This window comes from Actinoplanes regularis, from assembly GCF_900188005.1.
Taxonomy (GTDB): Bacteria; Actinomycetota; Actinomycetes; order Mycobacteriales; family Micromonosporaceae; genus Actinoplanes; species Actinoplanes regularis.
Window position 1 is genome coordinate 397,156 of the sequence record NZ_FZNR01000007.1, and the last position, 23,829, is coordinate 420,984.

24 protein-coding genes are annotated in these 23,829 nt (G+C 71.1%); 13 read left to right on the plus strand and 11 right to left on the minus strand.

Annotated elements, in window-relative coordinates:
- Nucleotides 1-7: 7 nt before the first annotated feature.
- The 3 genes from CHC09_RS21275 to CHC09_RS21285 are packed head-to-tail and all read right to left on the minus strand — an operon-like array spanning nt 8 to nt 1,772.
- Nucleotides 8-250, minus strand: coding sequence for a hypothetical protein (locus CHC09_RS21275; RefSeq protein ID WP_089294896.1), 243 nt, complete (start codon nt 248-250; stop codon nt 8-10).
- A gap of 5 nt (nt 251-255) precedes the next feature.
- Nucleotides 256-1,230, minus strand: a complete 975-nt coding sequence (locus CHC09_RS21280) for a phosphotransferase enzyme family protein (RefSeq protein WP_089294897.1) — start codon at nt 1,228-1,230, stop codon at nt 256-258.
- Nucleotides 1,227-1,772, minus strand: a complete 546-nt coding sequence (locus tag CHC09_RS21285; protein ID WP_089294898.1) for a hypothetical protein — start codon at nt 1,770-1,772, stop codon at nt 1,227-1,229. Before CHC09_RS21285 ends, CHC09_RS21280 begins: the two co-directional genes overlap by 4 nt.
- 101 nt (nt 1,773-1,873) lie before the next feature.
- On the opposite strand from CHC09_RS21285, the gene CHC09_RS21290 reads away from it, so the two are divergent.
- On the plus strand, nt 1,874-2,215 hold the full coding sequence (locus tag CHC09_RS21290) for a hypothetical protein (RefSeq protein ID WP_143232448.1): 342 nt from the start codon (nt 1,874-1,876) through the stop codon (nt 2,213-2,215).
- A gap of 181 nt (nt 2,216-2,396) precedes the next feature.
- Here CHC09_RS21290 and CHC09_RS21295 read toward each other — a convergent pair whose 3' ends face one another.
- Complete coding sequence (locus CHC09_RS21295) at nt 2,397-3,608, minus strand: MFS transporter (protein ID WP_089294900.1); 1,212 nt, start codon at nt 3,606-3,608, stop codon at nt 2,397-2,399.
- 70 nt (nt 3,609-3,678) lie between these two features.
- On the opposite strand from CHC09_RS21295, the gene CHC09_RS21300 reads away from it, so the two are divergent.
- Entirely contained in the window at nt 3,679-4,662 is a 984-nt protein-coding gene (locus tag CHC09_RS21300; protein WP_239138882.1) for an ArsR/SmtB family transcription factor, read from the plus strand.
- Between the two features lie 27 nt (nt 4,663-4,689).
- Here CHC09_RS21300 and CHC09_RS21305 read toward each other — a convergent pair whose 3' ends face one another.
- Both CHC09_RS21305 and CHC09_RS21310 read right to left on the minus strand, forming a co-directional pair.
- On the minus strand, nt 4,690-5,139 hold the full coding sequence (locus tag CHC09_RS21305) for a VOC family protein (RefSeq protein WP_203833423.1): 450 nt from the start codon (nt 5,137-5,139) through the stop codon (nt 4,690-4,692).
- Nucleotides 5,140-5,190: 51 nt separating this feature from the next.
- Complete coding sequence (locus CHC09_RS21310; protein WP_239138881.1) at nt 5,191-5,823, minus strand: DUF2461 domain-containing protein; 633 nt, start codon at nt 5,821-5,823, stop codon at nt 5,191-5,193.
- Nucleotides 5,824-5,901: 78 nt separating this feature from the next.
- Here CHC09_RS21310 and CHC09_RS21315 point away from each other — a divergent pair, with 78 nt between their 5' ends.
- Nucleotides 5,902-6,903: a hypothetical protein gene (locus CHC09_RS21315; protein WP_143232449.1), complete on the plus strand. Its 1,002-nt coding sequence runs from the start codon at nt 5,902-5,904 to the stop codon at nt 6,901-6,903.
- 17 nt (nt 6,904-6,920) lie between these two features.
- On the opposite strand, the gene CHC09_RS21320 is transcribed toward CHC09_RS21315, so the two are convergent.
- The 3 genes from CHC09_RS21320 to CHC09_RS21330 all read right to left on the minus strand — a co-directional run bounded on the left by CHC09_RS21320 (nt 6,921) and on the right by CHC09_RS21330 (nt 10,136).
- Nucleotides 6,921-8,534, minus strand: coding sequence for a methyl-accepting chemotaxis protein (locus tag CHC09_RS21320; protein ID WP_089294904.1), 1,614 nt, complete (start codon nt 8,532-8,534; stop codon nt 6,921-6,923).
- A gap of 292 nt (nt 8,535-8,826) precedes the next feature.
- Nucleotides 8,827-9,273 carry a cupin domain-containing protein gene (locus CHC09_RS21325; RefSeq protein ID WP_089294905.1) on the minus strand — a complete coding sequence of 149 codons (447 nt, stop codon included), beginning with the start codon at nt 9,271-9,273 and terminating at the stop codon, nt 8,827-8,829.
- A gap of 11 nt (nt 9,274-9,284) precedes the next feature.
- Complete coding sequence (locus CHC09_RS21330) at nt 9,285-10,136, minus strand: LysR substrate-binding domain-containing protein (RefSeq protein WP_089294906.1); 852 nt, start codon at nt 10,134-10,136, stop codon at nt 9,285-9,287.
- Nucleotides 10,137-10,288: 152 nt separating this feature from the next.
- On the opposite strand from CHC09_RS21330, the gene CHC09_RS21335 reads away from it, so the two are divergent.
- Genes CHC09_RS21335 through CHC09_RS21370 form a run of 8 tightly spaced genes read left to right on the plus strand, consistent with a single transcriptional unit; the run spans nt 10,289 to nt 18,857 of the window.
- The gene (locus tag CHC09_RS21335) at nt 10,289-11,620 is read left to right on the plus strand and encodes an NtaA/DmoA family FMN-dependent monooxygenase (protein WP_089294907.1); all 1,332 of its coding nucleotides are present in this window, start codon (nt 10,289-10,291) and stop codon (nt 11,618-11,620) included.
- 11 nt (nt 11,621-11,631) lie between these two features.
- Nucleotides 11,632-13,134 (plus strand): ABC transporter substrate-binding protein, encoded by a 1,503-nt coding sequence (locus CHC09_RS21340; RefSeq protein ID WP_089294908.1) that lies wholly within the window; start codon nt 11,632-11,634, stop codon nt 13,132-13,134.
- A gap of 40 nt (nt 13,135-13,174) precedes the next feature.
- A complete protein-coding gene (locus CHC09_RS21345) occupies nt 13,175-14,134 on the plus strand; it encodes an ABC transporter permease (RefSeq protein ID WP_089294909.1) in 960 nt (319 codons plus the stop codon).
- Nucleotide 14,135: 1 nt separating this feature from the next.
- A complete protein-coding gene (locus tag CHC09_RS21350) occupies nt 14,136-14,996 on the plus strand; it encodes an ABC transporter permease (protein ID WP_089294910.1) in 861 nt (286 codons plus the stop codon).
- Entirely contained in the window at nt 14,983-15,786 is an 804-nt protein-coding gene (locus CHC09_RS47720; protein WP_089294911.1) for an ABC transporter ATP-binding protein, read from the plus strand. Before CHC09_RS21350 ends, CHC09_RS47720 begins: the two co-directional genes overlap by 14 nt.
- Entirely contained in the window at nt 15,773-16,537 is a 765-nt protein-coding gene (locus CHC09_RS47725; protein WP_089294912.1) for an ABC transporter ATP-binding protein, read from the plus strand. Before CHC09_RS47720 ends, CHC09_RS47725 begins: the two co-directional genes overlap by 14 nt.
- Nucleotides 16,534-17,859: an NtaA/DmoA family FMN-dependent monooxygenase gene (locus CHC09_RS21365; protein ID WP_089294913.1), complete on the plus strand. Its 1,326-nt coding sequence runs from the start codon at nt 16,534-16,536 to the stop codon at nt 17,857-17,859. The genes CHC09_RS47725 and CHC09_RS21365 overlap by 4 nt, the downstream gene beginning before the upstream one ends.
- Nucleotides 17,856-18,857 (plus strand): LLM class flavin-dependent oxidoreductase, encoded by a 1,002-nt coding sequence (locus CHC09_RS21370; protein WP_089294914.1) that lies wholly within the window; start codon nt 17,856-17,858, stop codon nt 18,855-18,857. The genes CHC09_RS21365 and CHC09_RS21370 overlap by 4 nt, the downstream gene beginning before the upstream one ends.
- Here CHC09_RS21370 and CHC09_RS21375 read toward each other — a convergent pair.
- Nucleotides 18,846-19,733 (minus strand): TetR/AcrR family transcriptional regulator C-terminal domain-containing protein, encoded by an 888-nt coding sequence (locus CHC09_RS21375; RefSeq protein ID WP_089294915.1) that lies wholly within the window; start codon nt 19,731-19,733, stop codon nt 18,846-18,848. The genes CHC09_RS21370 and CHC09_RS21375 overlap by 12 nt on opposite strands.
- 88 nt (nt 19,734-19,821) lie before the next feature.
- On the opposite strand from CHC09_RS21375, the gene CHC09_RS21380 reads away from it, so the two are divergent.
- Entirely contained in the window at nt 19,822-20,556 is a 735-nt protein-coding gene (locus CHC09_RS21380; protein WP_089294966.1) for an ABC transporter ATP-binding protein, read from the plus strand.
- 43 nt (nt 20,557-20,599) lie between these two features.
- On the plus strand, nt 20,600-21,907 hold the full coding sequence (locus CHC09_RS21385) for an FtsX-like permease family protein (RefSeq protein WP_089294916.1): 1,308 nt from the start codon (nt 20,600-20,602) through the stop codon (nt 21,905-21,907).
- A gap of 56 nt (nt 21,908-21,963) precedes the next feature.
- Here CHC09_RS21385 and CHC09_RS21390 read toward each other — a convergent pair whose 3' ends face one another.
- Nucleotides 21,964-23,055, minus strand: coding sequence for a DUF4190 domain-containing protein (locus tag CHC09_RS21390; protein WP_179277211.1), 1,092 nt, complete (start codon nt 23,053-23,055; stop codon nt 21,964-21,966).
- Between the last annotated feature and the right edge of the window lie 774 nt (nt 23,056-23,829).

Here is a 23,829-nt window from a genome sequence, read left to right on the forward strand (position 1 = left end):
GCGCAGGTCAGCTCGGCAGATGGCGTTGGAGGTGGGCGAGGTTCCAGGTGAGGTCGAGGCCGGTGGCGTCCTCACCGGCGAGGCCCAGGAAGAGCCAGGCGTGGTACGTCGGCAGGATCAGCTCCTGCTCCAGCTCCGAGAGCGGCTGGACCTCGTGGTAGCCGCGGATCACCTCGTACTGGTAGCCGCGCCAGGCCAGGGCGAAGTCGGCGACCCGGAAGTTGAGGTGGGTGAATTCGAAGTCGAGCACGCCGGTCAGCGCTCGCCGTCGAACAGCAGATTCCACGGGGCGAAATCGCCGTGGATCACGCCGCGTGGGGCGTCGTCGGCGGGGTTGGCCTCGAACCAGGCCGCGGTCTCCTCGCGGCACGCGCGGAGCTGGGCGCCGTCTTCCGGATGGATCATCTCGTACGACCGGAGCGTGCGGTCCAGCTCCGGATCGCCGACGACCTCCGCGGGTGAGCGGTAGCCGTCTCGCTGCTCGGTGATGCCGGTTTCGGCCAGGGTCGCGTGCAGCCCGGCCAGCAGCCGGCCGCGTTCGCGCTGCTCGGTGGGGCTGTCCGGACCGGCTGCGGAGCGTGGGCGGCCGGGCAGCCGGTGGGCGAGCAGCCAGACGCCGTCCGCTGTCTCCCACGGTTCCTCCGCGAGCTCCGGTGTCGGCCAGCCCCGCTCGCGCAGGGCGGCGGCGACCCGCAGCGGATAGCGCCAGTCCGGGGAGGTGGCCCGGCTGACCCGCTGGAGGACGTATTCGCTGTCGCCCCGGGTGGCGGCCCAGGTGTGCGTGGACCGGGCGCTCAGCAGGGCGCCGGGAGTCAACCGCCAGCCGGCGCACACGGCGGGGTCCGGCAGGGCGGCGGGCATGGCGCCCTCTGGCATGGCGTCGGGAGCGGCGCCTTTCCGCAGGGCCTTGGGCATGGTGTCGTCCGGTACAGCGTTGGGCGTGGCGCCCTCCGGCATGGCGTCGGGAGCGGCGCCTTCCCGCAGGGCCTTGGGCATGGTGTCGTCCGGTACAGCGTCGGGCGTGGCGCCCTCCGGCAAGGGGTCGGACATGGTGCCTTCCTGCAGGGCATCGGGCGTGGTGTCTTCCGGTGGGGTGTCGGGCGTGGTGCCCTCCGACATGGCGTCGGGAGTGGTGCCTTCCTGCAGGGCATTGGGCAGGGTGCCCTCCCGTGGGGCGTTGGGCGTGGTGCCTTCCGGATCGTTGCCGTCGAGGGCGCTGTCGGGGATCACTCGCCGCCGAGGGCGCTGTCGGTGTGGAACGTGTAGTTGTAATTGTCGCCGGGGCGGCGGATCTCGTGGACCGGTGACGGGGACGCCAGCCGCACTCCGTCGGAGGTCAGGTCCGGTCGGACCTCGGTGACCGTCTCGCCGGCCCAGATCACCAGCCCGCCGCCGGTCAGTACCGCTGCGATGAGCCCGATGAGCCCGGCTCCGCTGATCGCTGTGCCGTTCGCCGCGCCGTAGACGACCGCGGCCACCCCGAGCCCCGCCCCGAACACCTGGATGGCGCGCAGAAGGTTGCGGACCCAGCGGGCGGCGGCCCGCTCCCTGTTCCGTCCGGCGACGCTGGCGACGACGCAGTCGACCGTCTCGCCGCAGGTGCCGCAGCGGACCTGTGCCTCGGTGACACCCGCGGCGGGGCGGTCGACCGGGACCGGGTGCAGCTCGAACCACTGCGTGACCGGCAGGTGTGGTTCGGCTGCTCCGGCGGGACGCTCGGCCACTCGATGCGCGAGCTGCGACACCGGCCGGAGGTCACCCTCATCACTCATCAGTCCACGATGGAACCCATCGTCAAGCGGCGGCTTCGGGTGCGCCGGGAGCAGGGAACACGCCGCCGATCGGGTGGAGCGGCGACGTTATGCTCCCGGCCGTGGATCACGTTGGGGAGATCGTCGTCTCCGGGGCGGGCGGTTTGGCCCTGCTCGGCTGGGGCGTCGTGGTGCTGCTCCGCGGTGCGGCTCCGGCGATGAAGGCCGCGGGGCGGGCGTGGCGGAGTGCGGGTGAGGCGGCCATGTTCGGGTTCCTGCTCGGGGCCGCTCTGCTGGTTGTCGCGTTCATGTGGACCGCCACCGCGACCGGGTTCGCCGGCCCCGACGGTGTGATCGGGTCTGACGCCGGCCTTGTCCTCGGCTTGGTGCCGCTGCTGCTGGGTGTCCTCGCCGTCGTGTTCTGCGGGCCTCGGAAAGTCACTGAGCTGCGCGGTAACCCGTGAACTGAAGCGGCTGGCGGGAGCCGGCCGGATGTGTTGGAGCCGGCCGGCTCGAGCCCGGTGCCACGGGACTCGGCTCGAGGCCGATGCCACGGGACTCGGCTCGAGGCCGATGCCACGGGACTCGGCTCGAGCCTGGCCACGGGACCCGTAGGTCGTACCAAGAAATGGATCTTGAAGTTGATCATCGCTCGTGGTCGGGGCGAGCGGGTTTGCGGCGGGTGCCCAGGAGGGTGCAGAGCATGGTGGCGGCGCCGGCCGCGGCGATGGCGGTGGCGGGCGTGGTGAGTTGGGCGAGCGCGCCGACGGCGACCGGGGAGAGGCCCTGCAGCGTCATCAGGCCGGTGGAGAGCAGGGCGAACATCTGGCCGCGGCGGGCTTCCGGGGTGGCGTCCAGCAGGGGGCGTTGCAGGCCGAGTTGGTACGCGTAGCCGCTACCGGAAATGACCAGGATGGCGAGGGTGCCGCTCATCGGGAGGCCGGTGACCAGCAGGGCCAGTGCTCCGCCGGCCAGCAGCATCAGCGGTCTGACCAGGCGTTCCCGGGTGGCCGGGCGGACGCAGCGGCCGACGATCAGGTCGCCGAGCAGCATGCCGAGCGGGAGGGCGGCCATCAGCGCGCCGGCCGCGCCGGACGGGAAGCCGCGGTTGTCACCGTAGGCGACCAGCAGCGCCTCGGCGCCCGCGATGCACGCCGAGGGCAGCCACTGGAGCAGCAGCAGGCGGCGGATCACCGGGTCGCCGAGCAGCGCGCCGACGCCGTTGAGGCTCGCGCGGACCGCCGAGCCGGGTTCGCCGGGGACACCGTCGAGGTCGGGGAGGCCCAGCCGGACGATCAACGCCGCCAGCGCGTGGCCGAGCGCCGCGATGAGCAGCGCCTGCTGTGCTCCGAGGGCGTCGACGGCGACGCCACCGACGGCCAGGCCGAGCAGTTGGGCGCCGGAGGAGGCGGCGTTCAGGGCGGAGCGCCCGAGCACGTACGCGTCGCCGGTGAGCACCTCGGCGACCAGCCGGCCGGCCGCGCCCATGAAGATCGGCGTGCCGCAGGCGACCGCGGCGATGATCGTGAGCTGGGCGGCGACCGGCAGCTCGACCAGGGCGATCAGCAGCGCGGCCGCGCCCCCGGCCAGATATCCGCCGACGATCAGCGGGCGGGGCCGGATGCGATCGGTGAGCGCCCCCAGCAGCAGGCCGCCGACGAGCTGCGGGAGGAAGCCGGCGGCGAACGCGAGGGCGCTCAGCAGCGCGGAGCCGGTGCGGTCGAAGACGAACACCGACAACGCGAAGATCCGCAGCGATTCGGCGGTGATGGCGGCGGAGCGGGCGAGGAACAGGACGCGGAACCTCGGCTCGGCGAAGACCTCACGGTAGGTGGCGCGTTGATCGACGGCAGTCACGCCTCCACGATGTCGGCGGAGGCGCGGTGGGCGCGATTGATTCGCCAGGTGGCGTAACGTCGCACGCGTGATGCGGATCGAGGTGGGCGCGGAGGACCTGCTGCGGACCAGGTTCGCGGTGTCGCCGATCTTCGAGCTGCAGAACCTCCTGCGGGCGCTGGCCTCGCCCGCGCCGGGGTTTCCGGAGACCTGGCTGGCACGGTTCCGGTCCGGTTTTGATCGGGTGCGGACGGATCCCTGCCTGACCGCGGTCCTGGCGTTGAAGACCACCCGCTCGGGGGCGAACTTCTATTCGCCACCGCCGCGCGGCATGGGGCAGACCATCGAGCGGGACCTGGCCGCGATCCGCGCCTGGCCGCTCGTGGCGGCCCGCGAGGAGATCGACTTCTATCTGGCCCGGCGCCGCGTCACGGCCGCGACCAGATCCATCCTGTACGCCGACACGGTGCTCGACCGGCTCGCCGACTTCCTGGAGAGAGCCTGGTCGTCGGTGCTGGCGCCGGAGTGGCCGCCGATCCGGGCGGTGTGCGAGCGCGACGTGCTGCACCGCTCGGCCGAACTGGGCCGGGCCGGCTGGGCGGCGGCGCTGGCCGGCCTCGGCCCGAGGGTGCGCTGGCGCGACGGCGGCGTCGAGCTGGCCGCGCACCGCGGCTCGTTCGGCACCCTCGGGGGAGCGGGCCTGCTGCTGGTCCCGTCGGTGACGATCTGGCCCGGCACGGCCGTCTATGGCGACGACCCGTGGCCGAAAGCGATCGTGTATCCGGTGCGCGGGGTCGGCGCCCTGTTCGAACCGTCGCCGCCCGTGGTCCCGGACGCCCTGGCGGCGCTGCTGGGCCGCAGCCGCGCCCAGTTGCTGACCGCGCTGGGGGAGGCGGCCAGCACCACCCATCTGGCGGCGGTCTTCGGGCTGGCGACCGGCGCGGTCGGCGACCACCTCGCGGTGCTGCACCGGGCGGGGCTGGTCGACCGGGCCCGCTCCGGACGCTCGGTGCTCTACTCCCGCAGCCCGCTGGGCGACGCGGTCGTACACGGAGCCACGGCCGACGATTCATGACCGTCGGCTCCCGGTTCGGTGCAGCGATCAGTCCAGGCAGAACTCGTTGCCCTCGGGGTCGGCCATGACGATGTGCCCGGCCGCGAGCGGCGGCGCCGGGTCCTCCCGGTGCAGGCGGGTGGCGCCGAGCGCGACGAGCCGCCCGGCCTCCGACTCCAGCGCCGCCATCCGCTCCGCGCCGGTGAGGCCGGGCGCGGCCCGCACGTCCAGGTGCACCCGGTTCTTGGCCACCTTGCCCTCCGGCACCCGCTGAAAGAACAGCCGGGGGCCGGCGCCCTTGGGGTCGACCGAGGCGGAGGCGTCGTTGCGCCGCTCCGGCGGGACGTTCCACGCGTCGAGGGCCTGCTCCCACGACTCGAACGGGGGCGGTGGCGGCTGCATCTGATAGCCGAGCGCTTCCGCCCAGAACGCCGAGAGGCGGGCCGGGTCGGCGCAGTCGAAGGTGAACTGAACCTCGCGTGCGATCTCGAGTGACATGAGAACACCCTGTCGTCGATTGCGGCCAGGCGTTGTCCTAAAACGGTTTCCTCACGCGGACGGCGGGCCGACGTTGTCGTCGAGCCAGTGGCGGAGCGGGAGGCCGCCGCGGAGGAAGCCGACGATCCTGGTCTTCGCGGCGGCGGTGCCCAGCCAGGCGGCCGGCTCCCATTCGGTCCAGGTGATCAGGCCCTTGTGGCGCAGCAGCTCGATCCGCGGATGGTCCTTCGGGTATCCGCGGGGCGCGGTCTTCAGGGTGTCCCGGCCGACGACACCGATGCCGGCCTTCGCCATCTCCGCGATCACGCTCAGGAGCCGGCCGCCGGCGACATCGTTGGCGACCGCGCGGCGGAACCGGTCGAGCTGTCCGGAGTCCATCTGGTAGTAACCGGACCCGGCGGCCAGGCCCTCCGCGGAGAGCTGGAGGTAGCCGCCGCCCTCCAGCCACGCGCCGAGGTGGGTCTTGTACGGCGACTTGTCCTTGCTGAACCGCACGTCCCGGTACGGCCGGAAGATCTTGCCCGGGCCGAACTCCGGCTCCAGCTCGGCGAGCAGCTCCAGCATCGGCCCGCGCACCCGGGTCTCGTAGAACTCCAGGTGCTTCGTCCAGTACGTCTTTGAATTGTCCGCGCCGAGTCCCTCGTAGAACTCCAGCGCCTCGGCCGGCCACCCGTGAAAGCTCACCCACCGATTCTGCGCCACGCCACCGCCCGGGCGATTTGGGGTTGTCCGGAGAACGGCACACGGATGAGCATGGTCCGCATGATGGGGGATCGGCTGCTTCAGGGTGGACTGTTGCCGGCACAGGCGGCGGTCGGCCCCGTGGTGGAGATCGCCTGTGACGAGTCCGGATTCTCGGGTACCAACCTGCTGCACGCGGCCAGCCCGGTGATCACGCACGCGAGCGTAGACCTGGACCGGGACGAGGCGATCGGGCTGATAGCCGGGCTGCGGTCCAGATTCCGCTGCTCGCCGGACGAGCTGAAGTCCGGGCGGCTGCTCCGCCGGCCCGGCGCGGGCGAGGCGCTCGTCACCGAGCTGGCCGGTCGCGCCCGCGTCCACCTCGTCGACAAGGAGTTCTTCCTCGTCACCCGGATCGTCGACCTGCTGGTCGCCGAGCCGTCCTACGCGGCCGGTACCCGCCTGACCCAGGGCCAGCGGGCGGCGGCGCTCGCCCTGCACCGAGCCGGCCGGGCGGCCGGCGGCGACTGGGACGTCTTCCTGGCCGCCTTCGTCGACCTGGTCCGGATGAAACGGCGACAGCCGGGTCGCGCGACGCTCGACCGGTTCTTCCGGGCGCGGGACGCGCTGCTGCGGGCCGGGGCCGTCGATCCGGTCCTGGTCGCGCTCGATCCCGGCCGGGTGGGGGCGGTGATGACCAGGCTGGACGACGACGACCGGTCGATCCCGCCGCCGCTGGAGCCGATGCTGCCGGCGCTGGCGGAGACGGTCCTGACCTGGAGCGGCGGGCACCGGCAGGTGCTGGTCGTGCATGACGAGCAGAGCGCGCTCACCGCGGGCCGGCTGACCCGTCTGCAGCGGGCGCTGGCCGGCACCGGATCACTGCCGGACGGAGTGTCGCCCTTGGCCGGGCTGGTGATGGCCGATTCCCGCCACGACCCGCGCGTCCAGCTCGCGGATCTCCTCGCGGGGCTGGCGCGGCGCAACAGAGGGCTCATCGACGACGCGTTCCCCGCCGTGCCGGTACAAAGTGAAACGCCCTGCCTCACCGAGTTCGGGAGGCAGGGCGATGTGATCGGTTGATGGCTTGCCGGCGCCGTTCAGAGCTTGAACCCGGCGACCAGGTCGTGCAGCTCGCTGCTGGTGCGAGCCAGGTTGGCGGCGTTCTGCTGGGCCTGCTTGACCACGTTGGTGGTGGTGCCGACCGCGGCCGCGACCCCGGTGATGCTGCTGGCGATGGTCGCGCTGCTGTCCGCCACCTCGGTGACGTTGCGGCCCATCTCGCTGGTCGTGGCGGTCTGCTCCTCGACGGCCGCCGCGATCAGGGTCTGGAAGGAGCTGATCCGGGACACCACGTCGCCGATCTGACCGATCGCGTCGGCGGCCTCCGAGGAATCGGCCTGGATCGCCTCGACCAGCCGGCCGATCTCCTCGGTCGCCTTGGCGGTCTCCTGCGACAACTCCTTGACCTCGCCGGCGACGACCGCGAAGCCCTTGCCCAGTTCGCCGGCGCGGGCCGCCTCGATTGTCGCGTTGAGCGCGAGCAGGTTGGTCTGCTCCGCGATCGAGGTGATCATCGCGACCACCTTGCCGATCTCGGCGGACGACGCGCCGAGCTTGCCGACGGTGTGGTTGGTGCGCTCGACCGCGCCCACCGCCTCGCCGGCCACCGAGGCGGCCTCGCCGGCGTTGTGCGCGATCTCGTCGATCGCCAGGGTCATCTCGGTGCTGCCGGCCTGCAGGGTCTGCACGTTGCCGGAGACGTGGTCGGCCGAGGTCGCGACGGCGCTGGCCTGGCTGTCCACCTCGCTGCTGGCGGCGGCGATCCGGGCGGATACGTCGGACAGTTCACTGGAGGCCGTGGAGACCGTGCCGGCGTGCCCGGCGATGTCCGACATCGTCTCGCGCAGCGACGTGGCGGTACGGTTCACGGCGTCGCCGAGGGCGCCGAGTTCGTCGCCGCGGTTCAGATCGACGCGAACGGTCAGGTCCCGGTCGGCGAGTCGCTTGAGGGCCGCGACGACCCTGGTCAGGGGACCGATCACCGAGCGGGTGACCCAGAAACCCATCAGCACCGCGAGGATCACGGCGAGGACGAGGGCGATGGCGAGCAGCCGCAGGGCCGCGGTGCGGACATCCTCGATCCGCTCGTGCAGCGCGTTGCCCCGGGCGTCGACCGACTCGTCCAGGGCCGCGGTGATGTCCAGGACTTTTCCGTAAGCCGCGGACGCCTCGCCGCCGTTGATGCTGTCCATCGCCTTCGCGCGGGAGGCCCGGGTGTCCTCCGACAGCCACTTCATGATGGTCTCGTCCCAGACGAAGAAGTCGTCCCAGGCCGGCTTGAGCTTGGCGAACTCGGCCCGTTCGGACTCGGTCATGTCGGCCGTGTGGGCGTCCTGGAGGCCGGCGTAGATGGCGGCCTTGGACTTCAACTCACCCTCGCGGTTGTAGCCCTCCTTACCGGTCGCCTGCGCGAATCCGTAGGCGCCCACGTCCGCCACCATCAAGCCCTGCCAGCCGGTCACATCCGAGGCGGCGTACTTCGCGTCCTGGATGTCCGCTTTGACCAACTCGATCTTGGCGAGATCCTTCTCGGCGTTGGTCTGTTGCCGGATGCCCCACCAGCCGGTGCCGGCGGAGGTGATGATTAGCGCGGTCAGGATCAGGTAGGACGTGCCGAGGCGTTTACCGACACTTATGTCACCGAGTCTCATGCCTATCAGTCGGCCCCTGCTCGTCGTGGTCTGAGCGCTTTTGGGGTGATCCATGACATTCATCGCCCTCGGTAATCAGATTAATCCTATGGATTTTATGGATTAATCGACCTGAAGTCCGCTCGCCGAACGGCGCCGTCCTCGACCCCACCGTGATCGCAGCCTACCTGGCCGGACAGTGCGGCGGGCCCGGTTGCCCGCCGGTCGCGCCGGCGCCGCAACCGGGTCGTACCGCGTTGGGTCAGCTGGTTTTCAGGGGTGGGCCGAGGCGCGTGGGGCGTTTCCGAAAGGGTCAGGACCCGGCGACCGCGACCGGGCCGATCCACTTGAGGTCGTCGACGTTGACGACGATGGCCTCCTGGGTGGTGCGGGAGATCACCACGACCGCCTCGTTCTCCGGGTCGGGGTTCTCCTCGCGGTGCGGGACCCACGGGGGTACGTAGATGTAGTCACCCGGCTTGGTGTCGAGCCGGATCTCGCCGTGCTCCTCGTCCAGGAAGACGAAGGACGGGTTCCCCTTCACCACGTAGATCGCGGTCTCGGAGGCGCCGTGGTGGTGGTTGCCGGAGGCGGTGGCGGCGGCGACGTGGGTCTGGCCCATCCAGAGGTTCCGGCTGCCGACGGTGTTACCGCTGATCGCCTCGACCCGGCGCATGCCGCTGGTCTGGGCGGTGTCCGGGCTCAGCGCGCTCGACGCGACGTGATGTAAGCGCTGGTGGAAGGCGTCCTCGTTGCTCATGGCCGGTGATCCTACTGCGCGAGTAGGATTTTGTGCAGGGCCGTGGCGGTGCCGGTGAGCAGGTCCGGCCGCAGGCCGCGGCGGGGCTGCACGGAGAGGGCGATCGGGCGCGGCCGGGGCAGGTCGTCCCGTTCGGTGAGGCCCTCCGGGCACTGGCCCTGAGTGGCCATCAGGCCGACGCCGAGCCCGGCGCGGACCGCGGCTTGAACCCCGGCCAGGTGTGCGGCCTCGCTGCCGACCTCGGCCGCCAGGCCGTGCGCGGCGAGGGTCTCCAGGGCTCGGGTACGCAGCGCGCAGGGCGCGTCGATGGCGACCAGTGGGACCGGTTCGCCGGTGGCAGGCGGCCTCCACTGTGGTGCCGAGTACCAGGCCAGGCGAAGCTCGCCGACGGTTCGCGCCTCGGCGTCCTCGGCCGGGCCGAGCAGCAGCGCCACGTCGATCCGGCCGTCCTGGAGGGCGGTGCGCAGCTGGGTGCCGCGGTCGATCCGGAACCGGATGCGGTGCTGCGGGAACGTGCCGGTCAGGGAGCTGGTGAGGCTGGGCAGCAGTTGAGCGGCGGCGTGTTCGGTGGAGCCGATCGACAGGGTGCGCGCGGTCGTCATGCCGAAGGCGTCCAGAGTCTCGTCGTGCACGGTGAGCAGCCGTCTGGCGTGCAGCAGCAGCGCCTCGCCGTCGGCGGTGAAGCGGGAGCCGCGACCCTCGCGCTCGACCAGGGTGCGGCCCAGGGTCGACTCCAGCCGGCGCACGTGCTGGCTGACCGCTCCCTGGCTCAGGTGCAGGACCGTCGCGGCTCGCTGAAATCCGCCGCAATCCGCGACGGCAACCAGGCTACGCAGCGGCGCAATGTCGAGATAACGACTCATGCCTATCAGCTTACTAGGAATTGATTAGTCGTGGTGATGGCTCGCATCACGATCTCTCGTTGGACAGTCGCGCGCACTCACGGTGATGCTGAAGCCACCGAATCCCCCGATGAAAACGCAGCGATGCCGCCTGCCGGAAATGAGACTCGCCCATGACCCAGAGAACCCTGAAGCTCGGCGCCGTCCTGCTCGGCGTCGGCGGGCCGGGCCAGCATCACACCTGGCTGAACCCGGAGATACCCGGCGACGCCAGTGTCGACATCCGCTGGTACATCGCCCGTGCTCAGCAGGCCGAGGCCGCGAAGTTCGACCACGTGTTCATCGTGGACAGCCAGTTCATCACCCCGGACTCGCCGAACCACTACCTGAACCGGCTCGAGCCGCTCACCCTGCTCTCCGCGGTCGCCGTGCACACCAGCCACATCGGGCTGGTCGGGACGCTGACCACGTCGTACAACGACCCGTTCAACATCGCCCGGCGGCTGGCCTCACTGGACGTGATCAGCGGCGGCCGGGCCGGATGGAACGTGGTGGCCACCGGTGACGGCGGGACGGCCGGCAACTACGGGCGGGCCGAGCACTACGACTACACCACCCGGTACGGCCGCGCGCTCGAGCACGTGCGGGTGGTGCAGGGCCTGTGGGACTCGTACGAGGACGACGCCTTCCCCCGCGACAAGGAGCGCGGCGTCTTCTTCGACAGGTCCAAGCAGCACCCGCTCAACCACAGCGGCGAGCACTTCTCCGTGGTCGGCCCGCTGAACCTGCAGCGCAGCCCGCAGGGGCAGCCGGTGATCTTCCAGGCCGGCGACTCCGACGAGGGCCGCGACCTGGGCGCGAGCATCGCCGAGGCGATCTTCACGCACGCCCAGACGATCGAGCAGGGGCGGGCGTTCGCCGCCGACCTCCGGGCTCGCGCCGCCGCGAAGGGCCGCGACCCGGAACAGATCCTGATCGTGCCCGGGATCAGCCCGATCATCGCGGCCACCGACGAGGAGGCGAGGGCCAAGGAGGCCGAACTGGTCGGTGGCAAGGACTTCGACCGCGCGCTGAAGGAACTGGGCCGCCCGTTCGGCTGGCACGACTTCAGCCGGTACGACCTCGACGCGCCCTTCCCCGACCTGGGTGACCTCGGTGACCGCAGCTTCCGTACCCAGGCCGAACGGATCAAGAAGCTCGCCGCCGACAACGGCTTCACACTGCGGCAGGTCGTGCGGCACAGCATCGAGTCGCGCCGCTCACCGTTCGTCGGGTCACCGCTGACCGTGGCGAACGAGATCCAGAAGTGGTTCGAGGCCGGTGCCTTCGACGGCGTCAACGTGACCGTCACCGTGCCCAGCGAGTTCGCCCGCTTCACCGACGAGGTGCTGCCGATCCTGCGCGAGCGCGGTGTGGCCCGCACCGAGTACGAGTCCACCACGCTGCGCGGCAACCTCGGCCTGCCGATTCCCCGGAACATCCACACCGCCGCCCTGGTCGACTGAGAGGCACCACGATGAGACGTACGAAATGGGTGGCCGCGGCCGCCGCGCTCACCCTCGCCCTCACCGGTTGCGCCGCGGGCGCCACCGGCGCCGACGGCACCGGGCCCACCCTGCGCTGGGCCGTCACCCTGCCGGCGCACTGGGACCCGGTGGTCAGCGGCAGTGGCGCCCAGTTCCGGATCCTGTCGCTGGCCTACGCCTCGCTGACCGAGATCAACGAGAAGGGTGAGGCGGTGCCCAGCCTCGCGAGCAGCTGGGACTACAACGCCAAGGGCGACCAGGTCACCTTCCACCTGCGCCCGAACCTCAAGTTCAGCGACGGCGAGCCGCTGAACGCCGCGGCGGTCAAGGCTTACCTGGAACGCGCCAAGACCCAGAAGGACTCCGCGCTCTTCGGCGACCTCACCTCGATCAAGTCGGTGAACGCCGGGAGCGACACCGACGTGGTGATCGACCTGACCCAGGTCGACTACCAGATCCCGCTGCTGCTCGGCGAGCGGGTCGCGCAGATCACCAGCCCGAAGGCGGCACAGGACCCGAAGAAGCTGGACCAGTCGCCGGTCGGTGCCGGCCCGTTCGTGGTCACCGAGAACGTGCCCGGCTCGCACGTGCACCTGAAGAAGAACCCGGACTACTGGGACGCCGCGAACATCCACATCGACCGGGTCGAGCTGCTGGCCGCGCCGGAGGAGGCGACCATCGTCTCGGGCGTGCAGACCGGCGTCTACGACCTGGCCAACCTCACGCCGAGCCAGGTCAAGGCGGCGCAGGCGGCCGGCCTCGACGTGGTCCAGCAGCCCGGTTTCAACGCCTCGAACGTCAGCATCAACGTCAACAAGAAGCCGTTCGACGACCCCAGGGTGGTCGACGCGGTGCGGTTCGCGATCAACCGCCAGGAATTCGTCGACAAGGTCACTTTCGGGTACGGCGAGTCGACCGACCAGCCGTTCCCGGCCGGGTACCTGGCCTACGACCCGCAGTCGGCGAACAGGTACCCCTACGACGTGGCGAAGGCCAAGCAGCTGCTCGCCGAGGCCGGCTACCAGCCCGGCGCGATCAAGGTCGACCTGGTCATCCCGGCCCAGTCCACGGCCGCGGAGATCGTCCAGGCGCAGCTCGGCGCGATCGGCGTCACGGCGACCATCAAGGTCGACCCGAACTGGGCCACCCCGTTCTTCGCCAAGGATCTGGCCCTCTCGCTCTACGGCACCACCGGCCGGGAGTCGCCGGTGCAGACCCTGACCGCGCACTTCGGTCCGAACGGGCCGCTGAACCTGAGCACGCCGTACCAGCCGGCGGGCTTCCAGGCCGCCGTCGCCAAGGCCCGCCAGACCCCGCTGAACTCGCCGGACTACCAGGCGAACCTGCGGGCCGCGACCCGGGCCGGGCTGGAGAGCAGGGCGCTGGTCTTCACCTACTCGCAGCCGAACCTCTTCGTGAAGAGCAAGAAGGTCTCCGCCCTGACACCCATCCCGGGTCAGATCCACTGGACCGGACTGACGGTCGGGTCATGAGCGAGCCCGCGAGCGAATCGGCCGGCGCGGAGGTGGCGGCATGACCAGGCGCCTGCTGAGCGGTTTCGCGCGGTCGGTCGCGATCTTCGTACCGGTCTTCCTGGTCGCCACGTTCGTCACGTTCGCGCTGCGCGCGCTCAGCGGGCTCTCCCCGGCCCACCTGCAGCTCGGCGAGTCGGCGACGCCCGAGGCGGTCGCCCAGATCGAGCACCAGTGGGGCCTGGACCGGCCGTTCCTCACCCAGTACCTGGACTGGTTCGGCGACCTGCTCGCCGGCCGGCTCGGCACCAGCTGGTACAACGGCGCCGACATCAGCCGGCTGCTCGTCGAGGGCGCGGTCGTCAGCCTCTCGGTGGCCGGTCTGGCACTGGTCCTCGGCGTGGTGTTCGGCTTCGGGTTCGGCGTGCTGGCCGCGGTGCGCCGGACCACCTGGGTGGACCGGGCGATCACCGGGTTCATGACGTTCATCTCGGTCATGCCGTCGTTCGTGGTCGGCATCGTCCTGGTCGTGGTCTTCGCGGTCGGGCTGGGCTGGTTCCCCTCCGCCGGCTACGTGCCGGCGGAGCGGGGGCTGGGCGTCTGGCTGGCGCACCTGGTCCTGCCGGCGATCGCGCTCAGCTTCGACACGGTCTCCGACGTGGCCCGGCAGCTGCGGGCCGGGCTGGTCGCGGCGTACCGGGAGAACTACGTGACCGGCGCGGTCGTCCGCGGGCTCGGCCCACGGCGGATCTTCCTGCGGCACGTGCTGCGCAACGGCATGGGCCCGGCGCTGACCGTGCTCGGCATGAAGTTCCCGAACCTGCTCGGCGGCGCCGTGGTCACCGAGTCGATCTTCGGGATGGCCGGGTTCGGCAAGTTCGCCGCGGACTCCGCGCAGCGCGGTGACGTGCCGGCCGTGCAGGGCGTGCTGGTCGTCTCGGTGGTCCTGGTCGTGGTCTTCAACCTGCTGGTCAACGTGATCCTGGTCCGGGTCACGCCGGCCTCGGCGAGAGGGGTATGACGTGCTGCGCCGCGTCCTGAGCCTGGCCAGCGGCCGGATCGCCGCCGGCATCCTGACGTTCATCGTGCTGCTGGCCGTCCTCGGCCCGCTGCTCGCGCCGCACGACCCCCTCGAGGGCGGCGTCGACGTGCTCGCGGCGCCGTCCGGCTCGCACTGGCTCGGCACCGACTACCTGGGCCGTGACGTGCTCAGCCGGCTGCTCGACGGATCCCGGGTCAGCGTGCTCGGCTCGGTGCAGGTGGCCCTGGTCGCGCTGGTCGCCGGGGTGATCCCCGGGATCCTCAGCGTCTACCTCGGCACCGTCTTCGAGTGGTTCACGCTGCGGCTCGCCGACACCCTGATCGCGCTGCCGTTCCTGGTCTTCGCGGTGGCCGTGACCGCGCTGCTGGGCAACGGCATCCCGCAGGCCATGCTCACCGTCGGGATCCTGATCTCGCCGCTGTTCTACCGGGTGTCGCGGGCCGCGACCCTGTCGGTGGCCCGGTCGCCGTACGTCGAGGCGGCGATCATCTCCGGCGCCTCGATCGGCTGGGTGGTCCGCCGGCACGTCTGGGTCAAGGTGCTGCCGCCGATCGCGGTCGCCCTGGCCAACACCGCCGGCGTCGGCTTCGTCGTGGTGTCCAGCCTGACCTTCCTCGGCATCGGGGTGCAGCCACCGGCGCCGACCTGGGGCGGGGTGCTCGCCGCGGACCTCGGCTACCTGAGTTTCCGGCCGTGGGCGCCGCTGGTGCCGACCGCGCTGATCATGGCCACGGTCTGGGCCTGCAACCTGCTCGCCGACGCGATCCGGGACGTCTCCGGGGAAGCCGGCCGGGCCCTGCTCAACTCCCGAGCGGTACGGAGGCGACATGTCCATTCTTGAGCTGGAGAACGTCCGGATCCGCAACGACGCGGACGGCCGCGAGCTGGTCCACGGAGTCTCCTTCGCGCTGCAGCCCGGTGGGGTCGTCGGGATCGTCGGCGAGTCGGGCAGCGGCAAGACGCTGACCTGCCGGGCGGCCCTCGGCATCCTGCCGGAGCACTTCGTCGTCTCGGACGGGCGGATCCGCCTCGACGGCCAGGACGTCGCCGGCCTCACCCGCCGGCAGTGGACCGCCCTGCGCGGCACGACCATCAGTGCGGTCTTCCAGGACCCGGCGTCCTACCTGAACCCGTCGCTGACCGTCGGCTCACAGATCGCCGAGGTGATCCGGGTCAAGCGCGGAGCCAAGCGGCGGGCGGCGAGGGAACGGGCGATCGAGCTTCTCGCCGCGGTCCGGCTGCGCGACCCGGCCGTCGTCTACGGCCAGTACCCGCACGAGCTCTCCGGCGGCATGCTGCAACGCTCCCTAATCGCCGCGGCGATCGCGGCCGAACCACGGGTGCTCATCGCCGACGAGGCCACCACCGCGCTCGACGTGACCGTGCAGGCCGAGATCCTCGACCTGCTCGCCGACCTGCGCCGCGACACCGGTCTGGCGCTGGTCGTGGTCTCCCACGATCTCGCGGTGGTCGCCCAGCTCTGCGAGCGGGTGCTGGTGATGCGGGCCGGCGAGGTGGTCGAGCAGGGGAGGGTCGAGCAGGTCCTGCATCAACCCCGGCACGAGTACACCCGGCTGCTGATCGAGGAGCACGAGGCGTACGGATTGGAGCGGTACCTTGTCGCTTCTTGAGATCAGTGACCTGCACGTGCACTACCGGCGGCGGACGGGCCGGCTGCACGCCCTGCGCGGCGTCGACCTCTCCATCGGGGCGGGCGAGACGGTCGGGGTGATCGGCGAGACCGGCTCCGGCAAGTCCACCCTGGCCCGTGCCGTCCTCGGCCTGCTCCCGGTCTCACGGGGCCGGATCGTCATCGACGGCGAGGACGTGACCCGCTTCAACCAACGGCAATGGCGGTCCTTCCGCCGGCGCGGCGTCGTCCAGTACGTCTTCCAGGACCCGCTGCGCAGCCTCGACCCCGACCTCACCATCGAGGAGTCCCTGACCGAGCCGTTGCGCCTGCAGGGCCGGCGTGACTCCCCGAACCACCTGCTGGAACGCGTCCGCCTCGACGAATCGCTGCTCACCCGGCTGCCCGCGGAGCTCTCCGGCGGCCAGCGGCAGCGGGTCGCGGTGGCCCGCGCCCTGGCCGCCGAGCCGCGCCTGATCCTGCTCGACGAGCCGGTGAGCGCGCTGGACTCGGCCAACCGGGTGCGGGTCCTGGAGCTGCTCAAGGAGCTGCGCGACGCCGGCACCGCGCTGCTGTTCATCTCCCACGACCTCGGCTCGGTGGCCGGGATCGCGGACCGGATCGCCGTCCTCCACCAGGGCGAACTCGTCGAGGACGGCCCGACCCGCCAGGTGGTCACCGAGCCCCGGCACGACTACACCAAGTTGCTCATCAGTTCGGTTCCGACGCTGCGGAAGGTGGTTCCGGCATGACGACCCGGAAGATCAGGCTGGCACTGCGTGCGTACGGGGTCGGGGGCCCCGGCCAGCACAGCCTCTGGAAGGACCCGCGGATCCCGAAGAACGCCAGCATCGACATCGACTGGTACATCGCCCAGGCCAAGGCGGCCGAGCACGCGAGGTTCGACGCGCTGTTCATCGTGGACAGCCAGTTCATCGACGCCACGTACCCGCCGCACTACCTCAACCGCCTCGAACCGCTCACCCTGCTCTCCGCGGTGGCCACCCACACCCGCCACATCGGGCTGGTCGGGACGCTCAGCTCGACGTACAACTCGCCGTTCAACGTGGCCCGCCGGTTCGCCTCGCTCGACCACATCAGCCACGGCCGGGCCGGCTGGAACGTGGTGACCAGCCTGGACTCCGGCACGTCCGGCAACTACGGCCTGGACGAGCATCTGGACTACGCCACCCGCTACGGTCGCGCCCTGGAGCATGTCCGGGTGGTGCGGGGCCTGTGGGACTCGTACGAGGACGACGCGTTCCCCGCCGACGTCGAGCGTGGCCTGTTCGTCGACCCGGCGAAGCTGCACGCGCTGAACCATGAGGGCGAGCACTTCCGGGTCACCGGCCCGCTCAACATCTCCCGGTCGGAGCAGGGCCAGCCGGTGATCTTCCAGGCCGGGGTCTCCGAGGAGGGCCGCAACCTGGCCGCGCACGTCGCCGAGGGCATCTACGCCCCAGGTGGAAGCCTCGACGCGGCCAGGAGCTACTACTCCGACATCAAACGGCGCACCGCCGGGACCGGCCGGAATCCCGACCATGTGCTGATCTTCCTCGGCGCCCAGCCGGTGGTCGCCGGCACCGACGAGGAGGCGCATCGGCTGTCCCGGGAGATCTTCGAGGCCGACAACGACTTCGACCGCAAGCTCGCCCAGTTCGGCAGGTCGTTCGGGGCGTACGACTTCTCCCAGCACGATCTCGACGCCCCGTTCCCGGACGTCGCCCACCTGGCCGAGAAGAGCGGCCGCACCCGCGGCACCGAGATCATCCGCCGGGCCCGCGAGGAGAACCTCACGCTGCGCCAAACGGTCTCGGCGTTCACCGAGTACCGCCCGTCCCCGTTCACCGGCGCCCCGAAGACCGTCGCCACGGCGATCGCCGAGTGGTTCGCCGCGGGCGCCTTCGACGGACTCAACGTCGGCTTCCGCACCCACGACGACCTGCAACGCTTCGTCGCCGACGTGGTTCCGATCCTCCAGGAGGAGGGACTGTTCCGCACCGAGTACGAGGCGGACACCCTGCGCGGCAATCTCGGCCTGCCCATCCCCGCGAACCGCTGGAGCGTCGCATGACCATCAGGCTCGGTTTCCTCACTCACGTGCAGGGCCGGGGCGACCTCGCCCAGGCCTACCGGGACGCCCAGGAACTCTTCGTGGTCGCCGACGAGCTCGGCTTCGACGTCGGCTGGGTGGCCCAGCACCACCTGCCGATCCACGGTGGCGGGCTCTCCTCGCCGTGGACGTTCCTGGCCCACGCGGCCGCCCGCACCAGGCGGATCCGGCTGGCCACCGCGATCACCATCCTGCCCCTGGAGCACCCGGTACGCCTCGCCGAGGACGTCGCGGTGGTCGACGCGCTCAGCGGCGGACGCGTCGAGATCGGCGTCGGCAGCGGCTCCGGGCCGCAGGAGTACGCCGCGTTCGGCGCCGACTTCGAGCGCCGGCGGGAGCTGACCACGGAGCACTTCGCCGTGCTGCGCCGGGCGCTGGCGGGCGAGGAGGTCGGCACCCCCGGGTTCACCATCCAGCCGCCGATCGCCGGCGACTTCACCGACCGGGTCTGGCAGGGCGTCTTCAGCGCGACCGGCGCCCGCTACGCGGCCGAGGCGGGCGCGAACCTGCTGCTCAACCGGGCCACCTACGGGTACGACGAGCCGACCGACCAGATTCAGCGGGGCTGGGCCGACGCGTACCTGCAAGCGTGGGACGGCCCGCATCAACCGCGGATCGGCCTGTCCCGCTTCGTCTTCCCGGCCCGCGACAAGCGGGAGGCGCTGACCCAGATCGAGGAGGGCGTGCTGCGCGCCACCGCGAACTTCGTCTCCCGGGGCACGTTCCCCTCCGGACAGACGCTGGAGGAGTATCTGCGCCGCTTCCACGCCTTCTACGGCCACCCCGACGAGATCGTCGCCGCGTTCCAGCAGGAGCGGGTGCTGCCGCTGGCCACCGACCTGATCACCCAGTTCAATCCGGGGATCCCGGAGCTGGGCGCCGCGATCCGCGCCCTGGAGCTGATCGCCACCGAGGTGGCGCCGGCCCTGGGCTGGAAGCCGCAGCCCTCAGCGGATTAGCCGCTCCAGGCCGTCGAGGAGGCGCTGCAGGCCGAACTCGACCAGGATGTCCAGATTGAACTCGTAGTCCTCGTCGGCCAGGACCCGGCTCATCATCGGCAGCCGGCCGGTGGCCAGCACCGCCGCGAACCGGTTCTCCTGGGTCTGGAACCACTCGCTGTCGGTCATCCCGGTCTCCTGCTCGGCCTGCGCCTCCGCCTCCAGGTTGATCGCGGTCCCGCGGACGTGGTTGGCCACCATCACGGCCACCTGGAACTGCAGGCGCGGGCTGAGACCGTGCTCGTCGATGGCGCGCATCGTCCATTCGGTGTGCGCCATCGCGTGGATCGCCAGCGGCGGCCGGGTGAACGAGACCGCCTGCGCCAGCCACTTGTGGCGCCGGTACATCGACCACTGCAGCCGGGCCAGGCCCTCGACGCAGACCCGCCAGTCGTCGCGGCCGGGGGTGAGGTGTGGCGGGGGCGGATGCTCCGCCATCGCCTGGTCCATCATCAGCAGGACCAGCTCGTCCTTGTCCGCGACGTACCGGTAGAGCGACATGGTCGGCATGCGCAGGGCGCCGGCGAGGCGGCGCATGGACAGCCCGCCGAGACCTTCGGCATCGGCGATGCCGATCGCGGTCCGGACGATCCGGTCACGATCATTTTCCGGTACGAGGGAAGGCCCGCCCGTAACCACCGTGCCGATCCCGGGCTGCGCGGCGACCAGGCCCTGCTCGCGCAGGTGCGTGATGACCCTGGTGGCGGTCGCCATCGCCACCCCGTGCGCGGCCATGATCTGCCGCGTCGACGGGATCCGGGTGCCCGGGGCCAGCTCGCCCGAGGTGATCCGGGCGGCCAGTTCGCCGGCGATCCGTTTGTAGACCGGTTCCTCCATCGCACTAGTGCACCACAGGCTAGTGCACCAGGTGAATAGGGGTGCCAGCACTACCGTTCTGCAACTAGTGCGCTCGTACGGTGTATTCATGGCTGAGGCAGTACGACTCGAATCGCTCTACAAGACCTACGACAACGCGGTGACCGCCCTCGATGGCGTCACCGCCGCCTTCGCCGACGGCACCTTCACGGCGGTGATGGGCCCGTCCGGCTCCGGCAAGAGCACCCTGCTGCACTGCGCCGCCGGCCTGGACCGGCCCACCGGCGGGCGGGTGTTCATCGGCGGCACGGAACTGACCGCGACCACCGACACGGCCATGACGAGGTTCCGCCGCGAGCGGGTCGGCTTCGTCTTCCAGGACTACAACCTGCTTCCCGCACTGACCGTGGAGCAGAACGTGCAGCTGCCGCTGCGGCTGGCCGGCCGCCGTGCCGACCGCGAGCGCGGCCGGGCGATCCTCGACCGGCTCGGTCTCGGCGACCGGCTGGAGCAGCGGCCCGACCAGCTCTCCGGCGGGCAGCGGCAGCGGGTCGCGGTCGCCCGGGCGCTGCTCACCGAACCGGCGGTGATCTTCGCCGACGAGCCGACCGGGGCGCTCGACCTGCGCAGCGCCCGAGAGGTGCTCACCCTGCTGCGCTCGGTGGTGCGGGAGCACGGCCGCACCGTCGTCATGGTCACCCACGATCCGATGGCCGCGGCGTACGCGGACTCGGTGCTGTTCCTGGCCGACGGCCGCCTGGCCGGGTCGCTGACCGCGCCCACCGCCGACGCCGTCGCGGAGCGGCTGGCGCACCTCGGCGACCTCACGGGGGTGCCGGCATGAGCGAGCATGCGAGCGTGTCGGTGAGTTCAGCGGGGGTGCCGGCATGATCGCCGTCGCGCTGCGTGGCCTGCGGCACCGGCCCGGCGGGTTCGTCGCCACGTTTCTCTCCGCATTCCTCGGCGCGACGCTGCTGATGGCGTTCGCGTCCCTGATCGACGCGGCCGCCGGTGCGGACCCCGCCAGCGCCGAGTCGCTGACCACCACCGCCGGGATCGGGGGCGGCTGGTGCCTGGTCATCGTGGCGTTCGCGGTCACCTCGACGCTGAGCCTGTCGATCCGTCAGCGTGCCGAGCAGCTGGAGCTGCTGCGCCGGGTCGGGGCGACCGGCCCGCAGCTGCGCCGCATGATCGTCGGCGAGGCGGTGGTGGTCGCGGTGGCCGCCTCGGTGGCCGCGATCCCGTTCGGGATGCTCCTCGGCGGTGTGCTGCTGGACCTGTTGAAGAACACCGGGCAGGTGGCGTCGCCGGTGGTGAGCGCGTTCGGGCCGGTCATGTGGATCGTCGGCTTCGGGGTGACGCTGGTGGGCTCGCTCGTGGCGGCGGTCGCGGCGGTCCGGCGTACCTCCCGATCGGTTTCGAAGCGGTCGCGGCCGCGCGCCCGCCGGATCGCCGCGGCGCTCTTCCTGATCGTCGGGACGAACTGCGCGGTGCTGACCGCGACGCTGATGGACGGCAAGGGCATCGACGCGATGCAGACCGCCGGGCAGGCCGGGATCTGGGCGGCGATCGGGATCGCGTTGCTCGCACCGGAGCTGTCGGGCCTTGTCACAGCGGTGTTCGCCCCGTTGGTGCGACGGGTGGGCGCGGCGGGGGAGCTGGCGGTGCTCGGGGTGCGGTCCCGTCCGCTCGCCGGCGCGGTGATGCCGGTGGTGATGTTCACCGGCCTGGCCACCGGGACGGTCTACATGCAGGCGGTGGAGAACAGCGCCGCGCGGGGTCAGATCCAGCCGGACTACGCCCAGGACATCAAGACCCTGAACTACGTGGTCGTCGGCATGGTGACGCTCTTCGTCGCGGTCATGCTGGTCAACACGCTGATCGCGGCGACAGCCGCCCGCCGCCGCGAGTTCGCCCAGCAGCGGCTCGCCGGTTCCACCCGGCCCGGTCTGCTGGCGATGGTGGCCCTCGAAGGTCTGCTGGCGACGGTCACCGGCGTGCTCGGTGGCACCGTGGCCTCGCTCTTCACGATCCTGCCGTTCACCTCGGCGCGGGTCGGTGGCCTCCGGCCGGAGCAGAGCCCCCTGCCGTACGTCGTGGTCGTCACGATCGCGGTCGCCCTGACCACCGCGGCGATGCTCGGCGCCGCACGCCGTGCCACGAAGGGGCCCGCGATCGCGGCGATTCGTGGATGAGCGGGTTCGGCGAGGATCCCCACGGCACCGTCCGGCCGCGGGGATCCTTCCCGTCACTACGATCCGGGCAGCGGCTCGCCCTGGGTCGTCGACAGTCGCAGGGCACGGCGTGCCGCCAGGATGTGCTCGGGGCTGCCGAGCTGCCGCGCCCGCTGGACCCGATCGCGCAGGTCGTCGTCGCCGGTCGCGGCGGCGGCCTCCTGCCACAGCGGCCGCGCGGCGGCGACGTCCGCGATGAGCTGGTCCATCGCCGGCTGCGCCGCGCTCGGCCACGGCCCGACCCGCAACTCCAGCTCCATGTTCGACCACGAGAGGGCGATCTCCTTCGTGGCCTTACCCAGGTCGGCGGACGGGCCGCCCGCGCGCAGCGCGTCGATCCGCGTCGTGAGCTCGGCGCAGTCGCGGATCGCCAGCAGGAAGCGGAGCTGGTCGGCGTTCACGACCGCGGCGTTCTCGCGGAGCGGGCGGCTCAACGGCGATCGGTCCGCCACGAGGAGACACGTGATGTCGTGACTTCCGCGCACCCACTCCGAGTCGCGCGGGACGTACCAGCGAGGGTGGACGTCGGGCGGCAACGACAACGGGTCGAGGACGTGGTTGCGAGTCAACAGGGGACAACCGGTCTCGGCGCGCTGGACGAGCGCGGCGGCGCCCGGGTACCCGCCGACGTCACCGCCGGGCCGCTCCGCGAAGCTCAACCAGCCGGCCATCTCGGCCCGGTGCGGCTGAGTGCACGGGAGCGTCGTGATCGGTCCGGGCACGAACGCGTCGTCCCCGTCCGCCGCCGGCGGGTCGAAGCACTGGCCGATCTGCAGCGACACCATGTCCTGGGCGCGGTGCGCGACGTAGCGGTTGACGCCGTAGACGAGGGCGATCACGACCAGCCAGACCCCGGTGAGCACCAGGCCGGCGACGGCGAGACCCTTGCCTCGCTGACCGGTCTGCTTGATCTTCACCAGGGCGGCGACGCCGAAGACCAGGCTGAACAGCAGTCCACCGATCAGGCCGAAGACCAGGGAGGCAACCGCGAACCCACTGAGCTCGTCTCGTTGGTCCCGGTCCAGGTCCGGGTCCCACTCGACCGGCGGACGGCTTCTGGGCCTCTCGGGCCAATCGGCCGGTTCCAACCCGGTTCCTTCGGTGTGCATCGCGCGGCCTCCCCGACTGCCATCCGACAAGTGTCGGGAGAATATTGCACGAGCGGGCAGGGGGCGGTCGTTGATGACCTCGATGGTCGCGAACCGTTTATGCGGATCCATGCCGATGATGCCCCGTCCCGTGCCTGCCACTTCCTCGATCGAACCGGGGTGAATCCGGCGAGGAGGGCAGCGCTATTTCGAGGTGGGCAGTCCCCTCTGGAGCCTCTCCGCGCCACGGTGACCGGCGGAAAGCACGCCAAATCTGAGCCACACCAACAATCGGTGGGCAGCCGATGAGAGAGCTACACCGCCGGCCACCTCGACCAAATCCTGGCTGGACTGCGGTCGTGCCACCTGTATATAAGTTGCGATTAGAACGCGACGCGGCTCGACGCTCCGGTAACGGTCGGCGCGAAGTATCGGCTAGATGTCGAGCAGTCTCGGACATGTGGGCGGATCCCGTCCGGTGCGACTTCTCCGGGGGCGTCGACAATTCGCTGTCCGGGTGTGCTCGAAGCGGTAATCTCTTCCTGGCGTTTGATGCGCCGTGCGCGAGCATTCGCCAGGTTTACGGCGCCTTCTGGGTTGCCTTTCCGGCGATTTTATATAAGTTTCTGGAGCGGGCTTCGGTCCATTTTCAGCGAATCGGGTGGTAACCGCCTGTCCAGGTGTGGGTGCTGTTTCGCACGTCGGCTCGGGGTTGACAGTCGGGTCATCGAATCCTGCGGTGGTATCTGGTCCGGCTGGGCACGCTGCGGCATTTGCCGCCCGCATGGACACTCG